Origin of the sequence: Pseudomonas sp. SBB6, assembly GCF_024213215.1 — a bacterium.
GTDB lineage: Bacteria > Pseudomonadota > Gammaproteobacteria > Pseudomonadales > Pseudomonadaceae > Aquipseudomonas > Aquipseudomonas donghuensis.
This window is the reverse complement of sequence record NZ_JANAVH010000006.1, coordinates 129,870-147,038: the sequence shown is the minus strand read 5'-3', so window position 1 is coordinate 147,038 and position 17,169 is coordinate 129,870. Positions and strand designations below refer to the sequence as shown.

Here is a 17,169-nt window from a genome sequence, read left to right as displayed (position 1 = left end):
GGCAATGCGATGAAGGGCCAAGCTTGGCCCAGCCCGATTAACCGAAAGTTAACCCGGCACCTGACGATTGTCGCCAAGGCCGCGACGGCTGTGGCCTGGCGCGGCATAATCCTCGGTTAATCCGCCTGGGCTTGAATAAGGCCTTTCATGACCGAGACCCGACCATGCACGTACTGCTCTGCGAGGATGATGACCTGATCGCCAGCGGCATCAGTGCCGGCCTGACCGCCCAGGGCATGACCGTCGACCGGGTGGCCAGCGCCAGCGCGGCCCAGGCCATGCTCCAGGCCGCGGCATTCGATGTCATGGTGCTCGACCTGGGCCTGCCCGACGAAGACGGCCTCAAGCTGCTGCAGCGCGTGCGTCAGCAGGGCCATTCATTGCCGGTACTGATCCTCACCGCCCGCGATGCGGTCACCGATCGGGTCGAGGGCCTGCAAGCCGGTGGCGACGACTACCTGCTCAAACCCTTCGACCTGCGCGAGCTCGCCGCACGCCTGCACACCTTGTTGCGCCGCGCTGCCGGGCGGGCGGTGAACATCATCGAACACGGCCCGCTCAGCTACGACCCCAGCAGCCGCGAAACTTGCCTGGGCGGCCAGCCGGTCGACCTCTCGCGCCGCGAGCAGGCGCTGCTGCAGGCGCTGTTGCACAACCGTGGCCGGGTACTGTCCAGCGAGCAGCTCAAGGACAGCGTCTACGGCTTTGGTGACGAGGTCGAGAGCAATGCCCTGAACGTGCATATCCATCACCTGCGGCGTAAGCTGGGCAACGGTATCGTCGAAACGGTGCGTGGCCTGGGTTATCGCCTGGGGCCGGCGCAATTGCCGCAGGAGCCGCAACCATGACCCTGCGTTTGCGCCTGACCCTGATCCTGGGCACCGCCTTCATCGTCATCTGGGTGCTGGCGGCGGCGTGGATGCTGCGCGACCTGCGCATGCAGATGATGTTCTCCCTCGATCAACGTCTGGTGGCCTCGGCGCGCATGGTTGCCGGCCTGGTCGACCAGCTGCCGCAGCCGTTGTCGAGCAAGGGCGAGGGCACGCGCCTGAGCGCTGATCAACTGAGCGTCGACGGCATGGCCTGCCAGGTCAGCTCGCTGCGGGGTGAAATCCTCGCCCGCAGCCACAACAACGAACAGACCCTCGACGACCAGCGCAGCGGTTTTCACGACCAGACCATCGATGGCGCCCGTTGGCGCAGTTTCACCTATGCCCATGGCGATGTACGCATCACCACCGCCGACCGCCACCAGGAGCGCGAGGCCCTGAACCGTTCGATCCTGCTGGCGGCCTCGGCACCGGTGCTGATGGCCTTGCTCGGCAGTCTCGGTTTGCTGTGGATGGGGGTTGGCAAGGGCCTGGCGCCGCTCAACCGCATGCGCGATGCCTTGCGCCGGCGCAGCCCGGATTCCCTTGAACCGCTGCAGGTGCGCGGCCTGCCCAGTGAGTTGCAACCGTTGCTGGAAACCCAGAACCAGCTGTTCCTGCGCATCGGCCAGACCATCGAGCGCGAACGGCGGCTGACCGATGATGCCGCCCATGAGCTGCGCAGCCCGCTGACCGCGATCAAAACCCACTTGCAGGTGGCCCGGATGACCGACGGCGAGGTCCGCGAGCAGGCGCTGGAGCATGCCGAACAGGGCGCTGATCGCCTGCATCGGACGCTTGAACAATTGCTCCTGCTGGCGCGGGTGGAAGGTCGCCTGTCGTTCGAAGATGGCCTGCAATGCAATGCCGAGCAGATCGCTCGCCAGGCGATTCAGGACACTGGCATCGACAACGCCCGGCGTATTGATCTGCAGTTGGCACCCGGAGCGGCCCAGGTCTACCTCGGCATGCCCACGCCGCTGGCGGTGACGGCTTTGCGCAACCTGCTCGACAACGCCCTGCGGCATACCCGCGGGAGCGCACCCGTGGAGCTGGCGGTGCAGATGGAGCAGGATCGGGTGGCGTTCCTGGTCCGCGATCACGGCCCAGGCATTGCCGATCAGGACCTTGAACACCTGACCGAACGCTTCTGGCGCAACAGCCAGAGTGGCGGTTGCGGGCTGGGCCTGGCCATCGTCCAGGCGATCGTCCAGCGCTGCGCCGGCAGCTTGCGCTTTGACAGCCGCAGCGATGGCTTGCGGGTCCTGCTGCAGATTCCATTGCGCACACGCGCGCAATGAGGGGCTGTGTACTGCAGGCCAGAAAAAACCTCAGCCGTGACAGCCAATCGGCTAAATCCTCGAGGCGCTGAAGCGTTTTTCAAGCGATAACAACCCGCACCCATCTGGTAACAGGCGCGTGACGGGCACATCCGCTTGCTTGCGAGGGTTTTCCCCGATGTCAGTCGCTATCAGCCTTGCCCAGGCGCACCCGGTGTCTTCGGACACCCTGGCTCCTGAAACACTTTACGCATTCGACGAATCGCCGTTGCTGGCCCGGCAGAACCAGCAGGAATCCAATGCCCGCAGCTACCCGCGGCGTATCCCGCTGGCGCTCAAGCGTGCCCGTGGCCTCTATGTCGAGGACGTCGAAGGGCGTCAGTTCATCGACTGCCTGGCCGGTGCCGGCACCCTGGCCCTGGGCCACAACCACCCGGTGGTGATCGAAGCGATCCAGCAAGTGCTGGCCGATGAACTGCCGCTGCATACCCTGGACCTGACTACGCCGGTCAAGGACCAGTTCGTCCAGGACCTGTTCAGCCTGCTGCCGGAACAACTGCGCAGCGAAGCGAAAATCCAGTTCTGCGGGCCGACCGGTACCGACGCGGTCGAGGCTGCGCTGAAGCTGGTCCGCACCGCCACCGGGCGCAATACCGTGCTGTCGTTCCAGGGCGGCTACCATGGCATGTCCCAGGGGGCGCTGAGCCTGATGGGGAGCCTGGGGCCGAAGAAACCGCTGGCGGCCCTGCTGGCCAATGGTGTGCAGTTCCTGCCGTACCCTTATGACTACCGTTGCCCTTTTGGCTTGGGCGGCGAGGCGGGTGTGAAGGTCAACCTGCACTACCTGGAAAACCTGCTGAGCGACCCGGAAAGCGGCGTGCAATTGCCGGCGGCGGTGATCGTTGAAGTGGTCCAGGGCGAAGGCGGAGTGATTCCGGCGGATATCGAGTGGCTACGCGGTGTACGGCGTATCACTGAAAAAGCCGGTGTAGCGCTGATCGTCGATGAGATCCAGAGCGGCTTTGCCCGCACTGGCAAGATGTTCGCATTCGAGCACGCGGGCATCACCCCTGACGTCGTGGTGCTGTCCAAGGCCATTGGCGGTAGCCTGCCGCTGGCGGTGGTGGTTTACCGCCAATGGCTGGACACCTGGCAGCCAGGGGCGCATGCCGGCACCTTCCGGGGTAACCAGATGGCCATGGCCGCAGGCTCGGCGGTGATCAATTTCCTCAAGGCGCATGACCTGTGTGCGCACGCCGAGGCAATGGGCGAGCGTCTAGCCGGCCATCTGCGGCGTCTGCAGCAAGACTTCCCGCAGTTGGGCGACATCCGTGGCCGCGGCTTGATGCTGGGTGTCGAACTGGTCGATCCCAATGGCCGGCTCGATGCCCAAGGGCATCCGCCAGTCTGCCCGCGTCTGGCGCCGCTGGTGCAGCGCGAATGCCTCAAGCGCGGTTTGATCCTCGAATTGGGTGGCCGTCAGGGGGCGGTGGTGCGCTTCCTGCCGCCGTTGATCATCACCGCTGAGCAAGTCGATGAAGTGGCGGCGCGCTTTGGTCGAGCTGTGGGTGCGGCGGTGACCAGCCTGTAAGCAGCCCTGGCAAACAATCGCCCGGTGCAGTGCACCGGGCTTTTTTATGGATCTTCACGGAGTCCTGGGGGTTATGATTCTTGGGTTGGGATGTTGAAGGCTGTTAGCTTATCCATTCTGTGTGGCGCTGCTGCCGGCCCCTTCCGCCTTTACGGCGGGTCCCTTTTGTTCTTGGCAAAAGGAACCAAAACCGCTCGCTCCCGCATACGGCCCTACGCTGCGCTTCGGGTTCCTTCGCTTCGGTGCCTTCCAGGGGCATCGCGGCCTACGACTTGCTTCGCCAAGTCTACGTCTCGCGACTTCGGCTGACGCCGAAGGGTGCTGCGCACCAGCCCCCTCCAGACACCTACGCTCAGCCTCCTGAGGTCGCGAAGTTACGGGCGGCGCCTGCACTGGCGTATCTGCGAAAGCAGATTATGGCGTAGCCAAACTGACCCCGAAGCGAGGACTGACCTGCTTCATCTTGATGCTGATCTTGATCTTCATGCACGTAATTCCAGGCGCCGCCGTAAAGGCGGAAGGGGCCGGCAGCGGCGCCACAACGAATGGATAAGCTCGCATCTCTTAGCCCCCCGGATTCCGTGAAGAACCTTTTTACGCGCGTCAGTCGAACGTGCGCCCGGCGCGCCAGTAGCCCATCAGGGTCAAGGCGTTGCGCTCCAGCCCGCGCTCGGTGATCAGGTAACGGCGGATGTTCATTACCGCCGCCGACTCGCCAGCGATCCAGGCATAGAAATCCCCACTGCCGGGTTTGGCCAGTTCCCAGAGAATCTGCCGGTCGATATCGACCTCCTCCAGTTTGACGTCATGGCCAGCGCCGGCTGTGCCGGGCGGCAGCTGTGCCAACTCGCGGCAGGCATGGATCATCGCCTCGCCGTGGGCGCAGTGCAGCACATCGCGCGGCAACCAGTTGAGTTGGGTTGCCGGGCTGCAGGCAAGCTCAAGGCAGTCGGCTTCGCCGGGCACTTCGATGAAGGCCTGCACTGCAACGTGCGGCAGGTCCCTGGCGAGCTGTTCAAGAATCCCGGCGATGGCGGGCAGGGCGGTCTCGTCGCCGATCAGCAACAGGTTTTGCAGGGCTTTGGGCGCACGCCATTCGTAGCCGCCTGGATCGCCGTCGAAGGCCAGGTTCGGCGCGACGATCTGCAGGCGTTCACCAATCCTGGCCTGGGTTGCCCAGGTCGAGGCCGGGCCATTGACGCCGTGCAGGACGAAGTCGACATCGAGCTCCTGTGCTTCACGGCGCAGCGCCCGAATGGTGTAGGTGCGCATCGGCGGGCTGTGCTCGGCGCTCAGGCCACGACGGGCATCCTGCCAGGAGCCTTGCTTGGGCAGTTGCGGGGGGTGGCCATCGGCAGATGGAAAGAAGATCTTGATGCGCTGATCGGCGGCCAGGGTGTGCATGTGTGCGACATCCTCACCACTGAAGACGAAGCGGGTGAGCGACGGGCTAAGGGGAATGATGGCTTTGAGCTGAACATCGAACAGTCCGTAGGCACTGGTTTTGGCAGGTTTGCCGACCAGCTTGCGCAGACCGTTCCCCAGGGCGTTGGTCAGTGAAGTGGAGGCGGACATGGGCGGTACCTTTGACAAGGGAGGTACCTTGAAAACGAATCACCGGCTTGCTGAATTAGCCGACGGCAGCAGCGGTTAAATTTCCCCTTTCAGGATACGTCCTAGCTTGGATAAAGCCTGCTTCATGGCTGATATGGGTAGGACGATGACGATTTCGCGACGAGGATTCATAGCTGGTCTGGCAGTGGCGGGCGCGACCGTGCCAGCCGCCTACTATGCGCACAAGCAACTGACCCATGATCCCGAGGACGATATCGTGACCCCCGGCGAGGCCAGCGTCGAGCTGGCCGATAGCGCTGGCCAGCAATTGGCCGATCAGTTGCGCGGGGTCTGGGAGCTGCGCTTTGACGGTGTCGATGGCGGTCTGGCCGGCTTACCTCGCGAAGGCGTGCTGATGTACCTGGACGTCGCCACCAAGGGCCGTGGCCTGCGCGGTTATGTCGATCGCGAAAGCGTCCTGCGCAGTGATGGGCTGGCAGCTTACCGGGTGCTGGGTGACTTGCTGGCGGCCTCTACGGCCACGGTGCGCTGGCGACTGATGAGCAACCTGGGGGGGCAGGGCTACGAATGTTCGGCGAGCCTGGATGAAGTCTGGGGCAACTTCGGCAATGCCGGCAGCGGTACCCTCAGTGGCCGCTTGCAGCCGCTGGATCGTTCCATGGCGTTGCCCCTGGCCGACAGCCGTTTCGTCGCCGTCAAACGTCTGTTTCCCGAGGCCCGTGAGCGGTTGCCCTATACACCGCAATTGCAGGCCTGGCTGATCAGCCCCGAGCACCGGTTGTTCCATCAACTCTGGCATGCCACCCGTGACAAGTGGCACCGTTTGCCGAAAGAAAAGCACGGTGCCTTGCGCGGCCTGGGCTGGCAGCCTGGCCCGCGCGAGCGGGAGCGTGATGCCCGAGGCCCGCGCAAGCATCGCAATGGCTCGGGGGTGGACTTTTTGTTCATGCACCGGCACATGCTGGGCACTGCCCGCTCCATGCAGGACCTGCCGTCCTGGAGGCATTTCCCCCTGCCGCAACCCAGTGTCGAGCACGACCGCCAGGGCTTTGCCCGCTATTACGATAACCACGATGGCTACTGCGTGCCGCCCGGGTGGCGGGCGCCGGGCGATGAGGCTTATGGCAAGTGGGTCTCGGCGATCAAGGCCGGGGAGACGTTCTGCAGTAACTTTCAGGTCTGGGAGTCGCAGTACCAGGACCCGCTGTACCTGTCGAAGCTGACCCTTGGCGCGTTCGGTTCGGAGCTGGAGATGAACCTGCACGACTGGTTGCACATGGGCTGGGCCTCGGTGCCACGTGACCCGGTCAACGGTGCTCCGGTTCCCTTTGCGCGTGATCCGGCCGATTTTTCCGGGCGTTGGTTCGGGGTGGAAAACGATTTTCTCGGCGATCCGTTCTCCTCTCATGTGAACCCGGTGTTCTGGGGCTTTCATGGCTGGATCGACGACCGCATCGAGGACTGGTACCGCGCCCATGAGCGCTACAACCCAGGTCAGGTGCGGCGCCTTGAGGTCAATGGTGTGCACTGGTTTGCCCCCGGGCGTTGGGTTGAGGTCGATGACCCGTGGCTGGGGCCGGTGACCCACGGCTGCAGCACCACCCCCGGGATGTTCCCGGGCAAATCGGTGGAAATGGATGTCGAGACCATGAAGCTGGCGCTGCGCATCACCTTTGGTGACGACGACAAGATCGCCGACCTGGTGCGGCGCGTGCCGCAGCGGCCCTGGTATGCGCGGCATCTGTCGTTGCGCGGGATTGTTTCCTGACTGCGGGGGCGTCGCACCGCCGCTCCCACAGGTATCGTGCAGGCAGGTCCATGGGTTAGTGAACCACCTGCCAGCCGCCTCCCAGCGCCTTGTACAACGCCACACTGCCCTGCAGCCGGGCCAGGCGCAGTTGCACCTGCTGGTCTTGCGCCTGGTACAGGGCGCGTTGGGTTTCCAGCACCGTCAGCAGGGTTTCGGCGCCAGCCTGGTAGCGGCGTTCGGACAATGCGAAGGCAATCCGCGCCTGCTCCACTTCCTCGTTTTGTGACTGGCGTTGCTGGTCGACACCACTGATGCCATTGAGGGCCTTTTCGACATCGGCAAAGCCGGCAACGATGCTGCCCCGATAGCTTTCCAGCAGTTCTTCCTGCTCGGCACGGGCCTTGTCGCGTTCGGCGCGCAGGCGGCCGCTGTTGAAGATCGGCGCGGCCAGGCCGGCGCTCAAGGTGTAGTAGGGGCTGCGCAGGATCCTGGCAAAGGTATCGGCGCCTGAACCGAGGTCGACGCCCAGGGTCAGGCTCGGCAGCATGGCCGCGCGGGCCACTTGTACGTCGGCCTGGGCTGCGGCCAGGCGGGCTTCGGCGGTGGCGATGTCGGGGCGGCGGCTGAGCAGGTCGCTGGGGACGCCGCTGCCGATGCCGGGCCAGCCCAGGCCGGTGATCGACTCGTCAAAAACCGGCAGTGTCTGTACCGGTTCACCGAGCAAGGTCGCCAGGGTGATGCGCGCTTCCTGCAACAGCTGCTCGAACAAGGGCACCTGACGCTGCTGGCCGGCGACCAGGCTGCGTTGCTGGGCCAGTTCCAGGGCAGTGGCCGAACCGGATCGATAGCGGGTCTCGACCAGGCGCAAGACGTCCTGGGCGTTGCTCAGGTTGAGCTTGGCGATACGCACTTGTTCGCTCAGGGCCAGGCTTTGCAGGTAGTTGTTGGCAACACCGCTGAGTAGCGTCAGCTCCACGGTCTGGCGATCGAAACGGCTGGCGTCCAGGCTGTACAGGGCGCTGTCGCGCGCTGCGGCTTTGCCTCCCCAGAAATCGATTTCATAGCTGGCACTCAAGCGGGTCGCGAATGAGCTGCTGGTGCGCTCGCGACGGCTGGCGTCCAGTTGGTTGAAACCATTGCCATGCAGCAGGCGTTGACGGTTGGCGTCCAGGCCAAACTTGAGCTGCGGCAGCAACGGTGCACCGGCGATCACCGCCGAGGCCTGGGCCTGGCGCACGCGGGCGGCGGCGCCTGCGAGGTCGAAGCTGTTGCGCCGGGCCTGTTCGATCAAGCGGTCGAGTGTCGGGCTGGAGAATTGCTGCCACCAGTTTTCAGCGCTCAGCGCGGTGCTGGCCGTACGGCCTTGCCATTGGGCTGGCGCCTGCAGGCCGCTCTGAGGCGTGGGGGCAGTCGAACCGCAGGCGGCGAGCATTAGCGTGATGGACAACAAGCTGAGACGGCTGGGCAGGTTCATTGATTATTCGCTGGTAAGGGCTTTGACCGGATCGAGGCGCGCCGCTTTACGCGCCGGCATGAAGCCGAACACCACGCCGGTGACCACTGCGCAGGCAAAGGCGCCGAGTACGGCGGGAAGGGAGAAGGCCACGGCAATGTCGGCCAGCAGCAACACGCCGCCGATCAGCACAGCCAGGGCAATGCCGGTCATGCCGCCGACCATCGACAGCAGCACCGCTTCACTGAGGAACTGACGCAGGATGTCGCGATGGCGGGCGCCGGTAGCCATGCGGATACCGATCTCGCGGGTGCGCTCGCGAACCGTCATCAACATGATGTTCATCACCCCGATGCCACCCACCAGCAAGGAGATGGCGGCGATCGAACCCAGCATCAGCGACAAGGTGTTCTGTGTCCGTGCTTCGGCCTGAATCAGCGCCGCGTCGTTGGTCAGCTCGTAGTCGTGCTTGCCATGGTGGAGTTTGCGCATCAGTCGGTCGATGGCCGCTTCAGTGTCGGCCACGCGCCGCGAGTCGGCGGCGGCGATGGTCACATACTCCGGGTCGCGGCTGCCGAACAGGCGGATTGCCGCAGCCGAGTAGGGCACCACGATGCGCTCGTCGCTGTCCTGGTCCCCGGAGCTGGCGCCTTTGCCGGCGAGCATGCCAATCACCTGGAAGGGCACGTTTTCGACCAGGATGTAGTGGCCGATGGGGTTGGTACTGGCGCCAAACAGTTTCTCGCGTACTTTCTGGCCAATCACGGCGACGGCCGCGGCGTTCTGTTCGTCGGCTTCGGTAAAAAAACTGCCCTCGACCACTGGCCAGTTGAAAATCTCGGGAAAATACGTGTTGTTGCCGCCGACATAGAACTGTTGGTTGTTGTTGCCGTAGCGCACCATCAGTTTGCTGCCGATCACTGGCATGATCATCTTCACCTGAGGCAGGCTGGAGACTGCGGCGACATCATTGAGGGTCACGACCCCGGCAGGTTCGCGCAGGGTCGGCGCGCTACCGCTGAGGTAAAGAATGTTCGAACCGAAGGCGGCCATCTGCGCCATGACCTGGCGCTTGCTGCCTTCACCGACGGCCAGCATGATCACCACCGACGCTACGCCGATGACGATCCCCAGCAGGGTCAGGGCGGTGCGAAAGCGGTTGATCCACATGATCCGCCAGGCCGCTTGCAGGGCTTCGGCCAGCTCGCCTTTCCAGGCGCCGTTCAGGGTCGCGCCCTGGCTCAGGCGCTGGCGCAGGTCTTCGGCCCGCAGCCCGCGAGTGCCGGGTTCGGGGCAGGCCTGTTGCGCTGGCGAGTCGCTGAGCACCAGCCCGTCGCGAATCTCGATGACCCGATTGGCCCGTGCCGCGACTTCGCGGTCGTGGGTGATCAGGATCACCACATGGCCCTGGCTGGCCAGTTCGTCGAGCAGCGCCATCACCTCGGCGCCGCTCTGGCTGTCCAGCGCGCCGGTTGGCTCGTCGGCGAGGATGATGTGCCCGCCGTTCATCAAGGCGCGGGCGATCGACACCCGTTGCTGCTGGCCGCCGGACAACTGGTGCGGGCGGTTACCGGTGCGACTGGCCAAGCCGAGGCGCTCGAGCAGGGCGGCGGCGCGGGCGTGGCGTTCGGCGGCGGGGGTCCCGGCATAGATCGCCGGCATTTCGACATTTTCCTGGGCCGAGCCCGAGGCGATCAGGTGGTAACCCTGGAAGACAAAACCAAAGGCCTCCCGGCGCAGCCAGGCCAGTTCGTCAGTGTCGAGCTCGGCAACGTCCTTGCCCGCAAAGTAGTAGCTGCCTGAAGTGGGGCGGTCCAGGCAGCCGAGGATGTTCATCAGCGTTGATTTGCCGGAGCCGGAGGCGCCGACAATGGCAACGAACTCGCCTGGGTGGATGGCCAGGCTGATGCCGCGCACCACCTCGACCTTGGGCGTATCGATGCCGCCATAGGATTTGCGGATATCGCGCAGTTCGATCAGGGGCGTGGACATTCAACCCCCGCTCGCGGCGGGTGCGCCGATCAGTAGGCGCTCGCCTTCGGTCAGACCGTCGAGCACCTGTACCCGCAGGCGGTCGCTCAATCCGGTGCGCACCTGGCGCTGGTTGACCGTGCCGTTGCTGTCGAGTACCTGGGCGATGCGCAGGTCATTGCCATCGGCGTGTTCATCCAGTGCCGCCACCGGCACGGTCAGCACCTTGCTGGCGCGCCCGGCAACAAAGAACACCTGGGTGGTCATCTCCGCCATCAATGCGTTGTCCGGGTTGTCGACATCCAGCAGTACTGTGTAAAGCACCACCTTGCTGCTGGCGCCACTGCCGCTGGCACTGGCCGGGCTGCCACCGCCCTGGCTGGTTTGATCGAGGGGTTTGGGCGGCACTGGTAGAATCTGCCGCACACTGCTGGCCCAGCGCCGCTTGCCGCCGGCCAGGGTGGTGAAATAGGCCGTCATGCCAGGCTTCACGTGGCCAATATCGGCTTCGGAGACCTGCGCCCAGACGGTCATGGGCGACAATTTGGCAATGCGCAGGATCAGTGGGGTCTGCTGTTGGGCGTTGAGGGTCTGGCCTTCGCGAGCATCGACAGCGACCACGGTGCCGGACATCGGTGCATAGATGCGCGTGTAGCCCAGCTCGGCTTCATCGCTGCGCAGGTTGGCCTGTGCCTGACGGATTTGTGCGCGATACATGTCGATGCGCGCCTGGGTCACCTTGCGTTGGGCCTGGGCACTTTGTACGTCCTCTTCGCGGGTTGCCCCGCCAGCGGCAAGGTTGCGCTGGCGCTTGTACTGTTGCTCGGCCAACTGGTATTGGGCCTTCTGCTCATCGAGCTGGGCGTTGAGGTTTTCGATCGAAAAACGCCCGGCATCCAGTTTGGCCTGCTGGGTCGAAGGGTCGATTTCCACCAGCAGCTGGCCTTCCTTGACCTGGTCGCCAACCTCCACATGCAGTTTGCGGATCTGTCCGGACGCCTGGGCGCCAACGTCCACATAGCGCCTGGGTTGCAAGGTGCCCAGGGCGGTGACGCTGCTTTCGATATCCCCGCGGGTGACGGCCACGGTACTGAGCGGGTCGCTGCCGGCTGGCAGGGTTGTCCAGGCAAGCAGGGCGCCGAGGCTTAGCAGGCCGAGGCCGTAGAGGGCCGCGCGGCGGCGAGTGGAAGAACGTCTCATGCAGGGGTTCCAGCCAGAAGGTAGGGCCCGTGACTTCACCCTGGCGGTATGACTCGACAGGCACGGGAGGCTTCCAGGTAAACGAGGTGAAGGCGCTGGAATTTACCGGGGGTGGGGCGGTGCTTGCTGAGAATAATTATAATTTGTATTATTGCATTCTGCCATCATTCAGACCCGCTTAACCCAGAGCCAAGGGAATTCCCGCAGATGTCGCGGCCAGGTGTTGTGTTGGAAAGCTACTATCGCGAACTGGTGAGTTTCCTTTGTGCCCGCCTGGGTAACCGGCAGGCCGCTGAAGACGTTGCCCACGATGCCTATATCCGGGTACTGGAGCGCACTGGCGGGAATGACATAGAGCATCCGCGCGCGTTTCTCTACCGTACGGCCCTGAACCTGGTGATCGACGGTCATCGGCGCGGGCTGCTGCGCCAGGCCGAGCCACTTGAAGTGCTCGATACCGATGAGCGTTTCTTTTCTCCGGCGCCGTCCCAGAGCATGGACCTCAACCAGCGTCTGGACTTGATGCAGCGTGCCCTGGCCGAGCTCAGCCAGCCTTGTCGCGAGTGTTTCCTGCTGCGCAAGCTCGATGGCCTGTCGCACCCGCAGATTGCCGAGCGCCTGGGCATCTCGCGCAGTCTGGTGGAAAAACACATCGTCAACGCCATGAAACACTGCCGGGTGCGGATGCGCGAATGGGAGTCGCAGTAAGGCCAGGCGCGGGGTGGATGTGAAAAATTCGTGGTGACGATGCTTGATTTCTGCCCGATTCCCGACAACTATCAATACAGACCCTTTATCTGGCGGGTGCTCGCCAATAGCCTGCAATTGATGAGTGGCGCAGTATGGTCAAGGAACATCGCTAACGCTGTTTGCCTTGGTCATAGACAATGCCGAACAAATCGCTGCGAATACTGATCGCCGACGAACACCCGATGCAGTTGCTGCAACTGGAGCGCATGCTCAATGGCATGGGCTACTACCGCATCGCCCCGGTCGAGAGTTTCGAAGATCTGCAGCGTCTGGTGCAAAGTGCGTTGCAACCGTTCAACCTGCTGCTGGGCAATATCGACCTGGCCAGCCATGCCGGGGTCGACCTTGAGCGCTTTTGCCAGGTCAACCCGTTGATTCAGCACGCGTTGTTGTATGAATCGCAGCATTTGAAGATCCCCGCCATTCCTGACAGCCAGCGCCGGGCAGTGAGCGTCAGCCTGCCCAAGGTGCCGGACAACGAAACCATCCAGTCCTTCATGAACATCATCGATTCGCCTCAGGTGCTTGGGCGCTTGCCCGCCGTTGCCGAGCGCGCTGCCAACCAGGGCTATGCCCCGCGGCGGATGAACTTCGCCCAGACCGCGTTTTCCCGCCAGTCCTAGGCCTGTCCCGGCCTTTGCGCTGGGTACGGTCGGTCGGCATTTGCTATCCTCTTGCGTTTGCCCTGGCGCCTGCTCGCGCCGGCTTCTGTTCATTTGCGGATACCTCTATGACTGCCACTGACCCTGCGCGCCCGTTGCAGCTGTCGCGCCGCGATCACAAGACCCTGAGCCTGGCGGCGTTGGGCGGGGCGCTGGAGATCTACGATTTCATCATCTTCGTGTTCTTCGCCCTGACCTTGAGCCAGCTGTTCTTCCCGCCGCAGATGCCCGAATGGCTGCGCTTGCTGCAGAGCTTCGGGATCTTCGTCACCGGTTACCTGGCGCGGCCGCTGGGCGGCATCCTGATGGCCCATTTTGCCGATCACCTGGGGCGCAAGCGGGTGTTCAGCTTGAGCATCCTGATGATGGCCCTGCCGTGCCTGCTGATCGGTGTCATGCCGACCTACGCCGATATCGGTTATGCGGCGCCGCTGATCCTGTTGGCCTTGCGCATCCTGCAAGGCGCGGCGGTGGGCGGTGAGGTACCGAGCGCCTGGACCTTCGTCGCCGAGCATGCACCGCCCGGGCGGCGCGGCTATGCCCTGGGCTTCCTGCAAGCGGGGCTGACGTTCGGCTACCTGCTGGGCGCCTTGACGGCGACGGCGCTGGCGCAGCTGTTCAGCCCGCAGGAAATTCTCGATTACGCCTGGCGCTACCCGTTCCTGCTCGGCGGCGTGTTTGGCGTGATTGGTGTGTGGTTGCGCCGCTGGCTGAGCGAGACGCCGGTATTTCTCGCCTTGCGCGAGCAACGTGAGCAGCCGCCGGCCTTTCCGTTGCGTACCGTCCTGCGTGACCATCGCCGCGCGTTGATTCCGGCTGTGTTGCTGACGTGCGTGCTGACGTCGGCGGTGGTGGTGCTGGTGGTGATCACCCCGACGGTGATGCAGCAGCGTTTCGCCATGAGCGCCGGGCACACCTTCGCCTTGAGCAGCATGGGCATCGTCTTCCTGAACATCGGTTGTGTGCTGGCGGGTTTGCTGGTCGACCGTATCGGCGCCTGGCGGGCGCTGATGTTCTACAGCCTGTTGCTGCCGCTGGGCATTGCCGGTCTCTATGCCAGTCTGGTCAGTGGCTGGGGCTGGACCGGGCTGGCCTATGCACTTGCAGGCCTGGCCTGTGGGGTAGTGGGGGTGGTGCCGTCGGTGATGGTCGGGCTGTTCCCGGCCCAGATCCGTGTGTCGGGGATTTCCTTTACCTACAACATTGCCTACGCCCTGTGGGCGAGCACCACGCCGTTGCTGCTGATTGCCCTGATGCCGTGGAGCCCATGGGTATGTGTCGGCTTTTGTCTGGTCATGGGCGCGGTGGGTGTGCTCACGGCGATGTACTTCGGCGCACGCGAGGCGGCGGTCTTCGAGGATCAGACGGTACGCTGCTGAGTTCATCTGCTGTGACAATCCTTCCCCGCTGAATGACCGCTGATCGGGCAGACTCCAGGGCTCGGCAAACGATTAACCTGTTTGCCAAATTAAACCTACTAGGTTAATTTGCTCATGGAGAAGGGAACGCCTCATTGCAGGCTTTACCACGCAAGCGAACCAGCGTATATGGCAAGACGTTTACCGACCCAGCACCTGCTTCGGGCGGGTCTACCTGAAACTGACGGTCATCGATGACGTGCTCATCGTGTCCTTCAAGGAGTTGTGAGGATGAAGTGTCCAGCCTGTGGCGCGGCCGAGCTGGTCAATGCCAGCCGTGATTTGCCGTACACCTACAAGGGTGAGACAACACGGGTGACTGAGGTTACTGGAGATGTTTGCCCGGCTTGCGCGGAGATGGTTCTCAGCGATCAGGAATCCCGGCGTGTCAGTGCGGCCATGTTGGCGTTCAATCGGCAGGTCAATGCGGCGGCGGTCGATCCACAGTTCATTGCGGCAGTGCGCAAGAAGCTGGCGCTTGATCAGCGTGAAGCGGCGGAAATATTTGGTGGCGGGGTCAATGCATTTTCCCGTTACGAAAACGGCAAGACCAAGCCACCTTTGGCCCTGGTTAAATTGCTGAAGCTTCTCGATCGGCACCCTGAGCTGTTCGAAGAGGTCAGATTGGCCTGATGCAACGCATGAAAAAGCCCCCTGGCCACAACGGCGAGGGGGCTTTTTTAGCTGCCAGCGGACTTACATGTTCGGGTAAGTCGGGCCGCCGGCGCCTTCCGGGGTGACCCAGGTGATGTTCTGCGAAGGGTCCTTGATGTCACAGGTCTTGCAGTGCACGCAGTTCTGGGCGTTGATCTGGAAGCGCTTGCTGCCGTCTTCCTGGGTGACCACTTCGTACACGCCGGCCGGGCAATAGCGCTGCGCCGGTTCGTCGTACAGCGGCAGGTTGGTGGCGATCGGGATGCTCGCGTCAGCCAGTTTCAGGTGGCACGGCTGCTCCTCTTCATGGTTGGTGCTGGAGAGGAACACCGAGCTCAGCTTGTCGAAGCTCAGCTTGCCATCCGGTTTTGGATAGTCGATTTTTTTCGAGTCGGCGGCCAGCTTCAGGCAGGCGTAGTCCGGCTTGGTGTCGTGCAGGGTGAACGGCAGCTTGCCGCCGAACCAGTTCTGGTCGACGTAGTTGAACGCCGCGCCGAAGATCGGACCGAACTTGTGCATGGCCGGGCCGAAGTTACGGCTGGCGAACAGCTCTTCATGCAGCCAGCTGGCCTTGAACGCTTCGACGTAGCTGTTGAGCTGGTCGCCGCCTTCGCTGCCGGCCAGCAGGGCATCGGCCACCGCTTCGGCGGCGAGCATGCCGGACTTCATCGCGGTGTGGCTGCCCTTGATCTTGGCGAAGTTCAGGGTGCCGAGGTCGCAACCGATCAGTGCGCCACCGTTGAAGACCATCTTCGGCAGAGAGTTCAGGCCGCCTTTGCTGATGGCGCGGGCACCGTAGCTGATGCGCTTGCCGCCCTCCAGGTACTTGCTGATCACCGGGTGGTGCTTGAGGCGCTGGAACTCATCGAACGGCGACAGGTAGGCGTTGCTGTAGGACAGGTCGACGATCAGCCCGACCACTACCTGGTTGTTTTCCAGGTGGTAGAGGAACGAGCCACCGGTATTTTCGGTGCTGATCACGTCCAGCGGCCAGCCGGCGGTGTGCACCACCAGGCCCTGTTCGTGCTTGGCCGGGTCGACTTCCCAGATTTCCTTGAGACCGATGCCGTAGTGCTGGGTGTCGGACTCGCTGTCGAGGTTGAAGCGCTTGATCAGCTGCTTGCCGATATGGCCACGGCAGCCTTCGGCGAACAGGGTGTACTTGCCGCGCAGTTCCATCCCTGGGGTGTACAGGCCTTCTTTGGGGTTGCCTTCACGGTCGACACCCAGGTCGCCGGTGATGATCCCGCGGACCACGCCGTTCTCGTCGAACAGCGCCTCCTGGGCGGCGAAGCCCGGGTAGATCTCCACGCCCAGGTTCTCGGCCTGCTGGGCCAGCCAGCGGCACAGGTTGCCCAGGGAGATGATGTAGTTGCCTTGGTTGTGCATGGTCTTGGGCACGAACAGGTCCGGGACCTTGATCGAGCTGCCAGCATCCTTGAGCACGTAGATGTCGTCGCGTTTGACTTCGGTGTTGAGCGGCGCGCCGAGCTCTTTCCAGTCCGGGAACAGTTCGTTCAGGGCGCGCGGTTCGAATACCGCACCGGAGAGGATGTGGGCGCCGACTTCCGAGCCTTTCTCGACCACGCAGACGCTGATTTCGTTACCGGCTTCGGCGGCCTTCTGCTTCAGTCGGCAGGCGGCGGACAGGCCAGCCGGGCCAGCGCCGACAATGACCACGTCGAATTCCATGTATTCGCGTTCCACAGGTTCTCTCCTACTCAAGGCTCATCGGTTTTTCTTTGTTGGCGGGTGTCAGGCGGTCATTTTTCAGACGCTCGGGCTGTAGCTCGAGCGATGACGGACTACACCGCTTTCTCTTGGCCGCGCATTATATCTACACCACTCACGGGGTCCAATACAAACGTTTGTTTGAATTTGCCGCAGCCCAGTAAAATCAAAGAAGCGCGGCTTGAAGCTGACGGGTTTGCCGTATTGACCGGATTGGGCGTTACGGTCAAGATACGAGCGGTTTTGCGCTCGCCGTAGGCTGACC

General features: G+C 63.3%; 14 protein-coding genes. 9 read left to right on the top strand and 5 right to left on the bottom strand.

Going from position 1 to position 17,169, the window contains the following annotated elements; genetic code table 11:
• The first annotated feature begins 164 nt into the window (after nt 1–164).
• The 3 genes from NLX68_RS14205 to NLX68_RS14195 all read left to right on the top strand — a co-directional run bounded on the left by NLX68_RS14205 (nt 165) and on the right by NLX68_RS14195 (nt 3,740).
• Nucleotides 165–848: a response regulator transcription factor gene (locus NLX68_RS14205; RefSeq protein ID WP_254284508.1), complete on the top strand. Its 684-nt coding sequence runs from the start codon at nt 165–167 to the stop codon at nt 846–848.
• The gene (locus tag NLX68_RS14200) at nt 845–2,170 is read left to right on the top strand and encodes an ATP-binding protein (protein ID WP_254284507.1); all 1,326 of its coding nucleotides are present in this window, start codon (nt 845–847) and stop codon (nt 2,168–2,170) included. Before NLX68_RS14205 ends, NLX68_RS14200 begins: the two co-directional genes overlap by 4 nt.
• A gap of 157 nt (nt 2,171–2,327) precedes the next feature.
• On the top strand, nt 2,328–3,740 hold the full coding sequence (locus NLX68_RS14195; protein ID WP_254284506.1) for an aspartate aminotransferase family protein: 1,413 nt from the start codon (nt 2,328–2,330) through the stop codon (nt 3,738–3,740).
• A 603-nt stretch (nt 3,741–4,343) separates the two neighbouring features.
• On the opposite strand, the gene NLX68_RS14190 is transcribed toward NLX68_RS14195, so the two are convergent.
• Entirely contained in the window at nt 4,344–5,315 is a 972-nt protein-coding gene (locus NLX68_RS14190; protein WP_254284505.1) for a siderophore-interacting protein, read from the bottom strand.
• A 145-nt stretch (nt 5,316–5,460) separates the two neighbouring features.
• Here NLX68_RS14190 and NLX68_RS14185 point away from each other — a divergent pair, with 145 nt between their 5' ends.
• The gene (locus NLX68_RS14185; protein WP_254284504.1) at nt 5,461–7,083 is read left to right on the top strand and encodes a twin-arginine translocation signal domain-containing protein; all 1,623 of its coding nucleotides are present in this window, start codon (nt 5,461–5,463) and stop codon (nt 7,081–7,083) included.
• Nucleotides 7,084–7,138: 55 nt separating this feature from the next.
• On the opposite strand, the gene NLX68_RS14180 is transcribed toward NLX68_RS14185, so the two are convergent.
• The 3 genes from NLX68_RS14180 to NLX68_RS14170 are packed head-to-tail and all read right to left on the bottom strand — an operon-like array spanning nt 7,139 to nt 11,689.
• The gene (locus NLX68_RS14180) at nt 7,139–8,539 is read right to left on the bottom strand and encodes an efflux transporter outer membrane subunit (protein ID WP_254284503.1); all 1,401 of its coding nucleotides are present in this window, start codon (nt 8,537–8,539) and stop codon (nt 7,139–7,141) included.
• Nucleotides 8,540–8,542: 3 nt separating this feature from the next.
• Nucleotides 8,543–10,510, bottom strand: coding sequence for a MacB family efflux pump subunit (locus NLX68_RS14175; protein ID WP_254284502.1), 1,968 nt, complete (start codon nt 10,508–10,510; stop codon nt 8,543–8,545).
• Nucleotides 10,511–11,689, bottom strand: coding sequence for an efflux RND transporter periplasmic adaptor subunit (locus tag NLX68_RS14170; protein ID WP_254284501.1), 1,179 nt, complete (start codon nt 11,687–11,689; stop codon nt 10,511–10,513).
• Nucleotides 11,690–11,917: 228 nt separating this feature from the next.
• Here NLX68_RS14170 and NLX68_RS14165 point away from each other — a divergent pair, with 228 nt between their 5' ends.
• From NLX68_RS14165 to NLX68_RS14145, 5 genes are all read left to right on the top strand, one after another.
• A complete protein-coding gene (locus NLX68_RS14165) occupies nt 11,918–12,397 on the top strand; it encodes a sigma-70 family RNA polymerase sigma factor (RefSeq protein ID WP_010224708.1) in 480 nt (159 codons plus the stop codon).
• Nucleotides 12,398–12,576: 179 nt separating this feature from the next.
• Nucleotides 12,577–13,062 (top strand): hypothetical protein, encoded by a 486-nt coding sequence (locus tag NLX68_RS14160; protein WP_010224707.1) that lies wholly within the window; start codon nt 12,577–12,579, stop codon nt 13,060–13,062.
• A gap of 107 nt (nt 13,063–13,169) precedes the next feature.
• Nucleotides 13,170–14,480: an MFS transporter gene (locus tag NLX68_RS14155; RefSeq protein WP_254284500.1), complete on the top strand. Its 1,311-nt coding sequence runs from the start codon at nt 13,170–13,172 to the stop codon at nt 14,478–14,480.
• Between the two features lie 106 nt (nt 14,481–14,586).
• Nucleotides 14,587–14,748 (top strand): type II toxin-antitoxin system MqsR family toxin, encoded by a 162-nt coding sequence (locus tag NLX68_RS14150; RefSeq protein WP_367949537.1) that lies wholly within the window; start codon nt 14,587–14,589, stop codon nt 14,746–14,748.
• Between the two features lie 2 nt (nt 14,749–14,750).
• Nucleotides 14,751–15,152 carry a type II TA system antitoxin MqsA family protein gene (locus NLX68_RS14145; RefSeq protein ID WP_254284499.1) on the top strand — a complete coding sequence of 134 codons (402 nt, stop codon included), beginning with the start codon at nt 14,751–14,753 and terminating at the stop codon, nt 15,150–15,152.
• A gap of 63 nt (nt 15,153–15,215) precedes the next feature.
• Here NLX68_RS14145 and NLX68_RS14140 read toward each other — a convergent pair whose 3' ends face one another.
• Complete coding sequence (locus NLX68_RS14140) at nt 15,216–16,880, bottom strand: electron transfer flavoprotein-ubiquinone oxidoreductase (protein ID WP_254284498.1); 1,665 nt, start codon at nt 16,878–16,880, stop codon at nt 15,216–15,218.
• Nucleotides 16,881–17,169: the final 289 nt, after the last annotated feature.

What these genes read in the sequence shown, in the direction of transcription:
- NLX68_RS14175 (WP_254284502.1), bottom strand. Translation starts at nt 10,510, where the DNA reads ATGTCCACGCCCCTGATCGAACTGCGCGATATCCGCAAATCCTATGGC.
- NLX68_RS14195 (WP_254284506.1), top strand. Translation starts at nt 2,328, where the DNA reads ATGTCAGTCGCTATCAGCCTTGCCCAGGCGCACCCGGTGTCTTCGGAC.
- NLX68_RS14170 (WP_254284501.1), bottom strand. Translation starts at nt 11,689, where the DNA reads ATGAGACGTTCTTCCACTCGCCGCCGCGCGGCCCTCTACGGCCTCGGC.
- NLX68_RS14145 (WP_254284499.1), top strand. Translation starts at nt 14,751, where the DNA reads ATGAAGTGTCCAGCCTGTGGCGCGGCCGAGCTGGTCAATGCCAGCCGT.
- NLX68_RS14160 (WP_010224707.1), top strand. Translation starts at nt 12,577, where the DNA reads ATGCCGAACAAATCGCTGCGAATACTGATCGCCGACGAACACCCGATG.
- NLX68_RS14180 (WP_254284503.1), bottom strand. Translation starts at nt 8,539, where the DNA reads ATGAACCTGCCCAGCCGTCTCAGCTTGTTGTCCATCACGCTAATGCTC.
- NLX68_RS14185 (WP_254284504.1), top strand. Translation starts at nt 5,461, where the DNA reads ATGACGATTTCGCGACGAGGATTCATAGCTGGTCTGGCAGTGGCGGGC.
- NLX68_RS14200 (WP_254284507.1), top strand. Translation starts at nt 845, where the DNA reads ATGACCCTGCGTTTGCGCCTGACCCTGATCCTGGGCACCGCCTTCATC.
- NLX68_RS14190 (WP_254284505.1), bottom strand. Translation starts at nt 5,315, where the DNA reads ATGTCCGCCTCCACTTCACTGACCAACGCCCTGGGGAACGGTCTGCGC.
- NLX68_RS14205 (WP_254284508.1), top strand. Translation starts at nt 165, where the DNA reads ATGCACGTACTGCTCTGCGAGGATGATGACCTGATCGCCAGCGGCATC.
- NLX68_RS14155 (WP_254284500.1), top strand. Translation starts at nt 13,170, where the DNA reads ATGACTGCCACTGACCCTGCGCGCCCGTTGCAGCTGTCGCGCCGCGAT.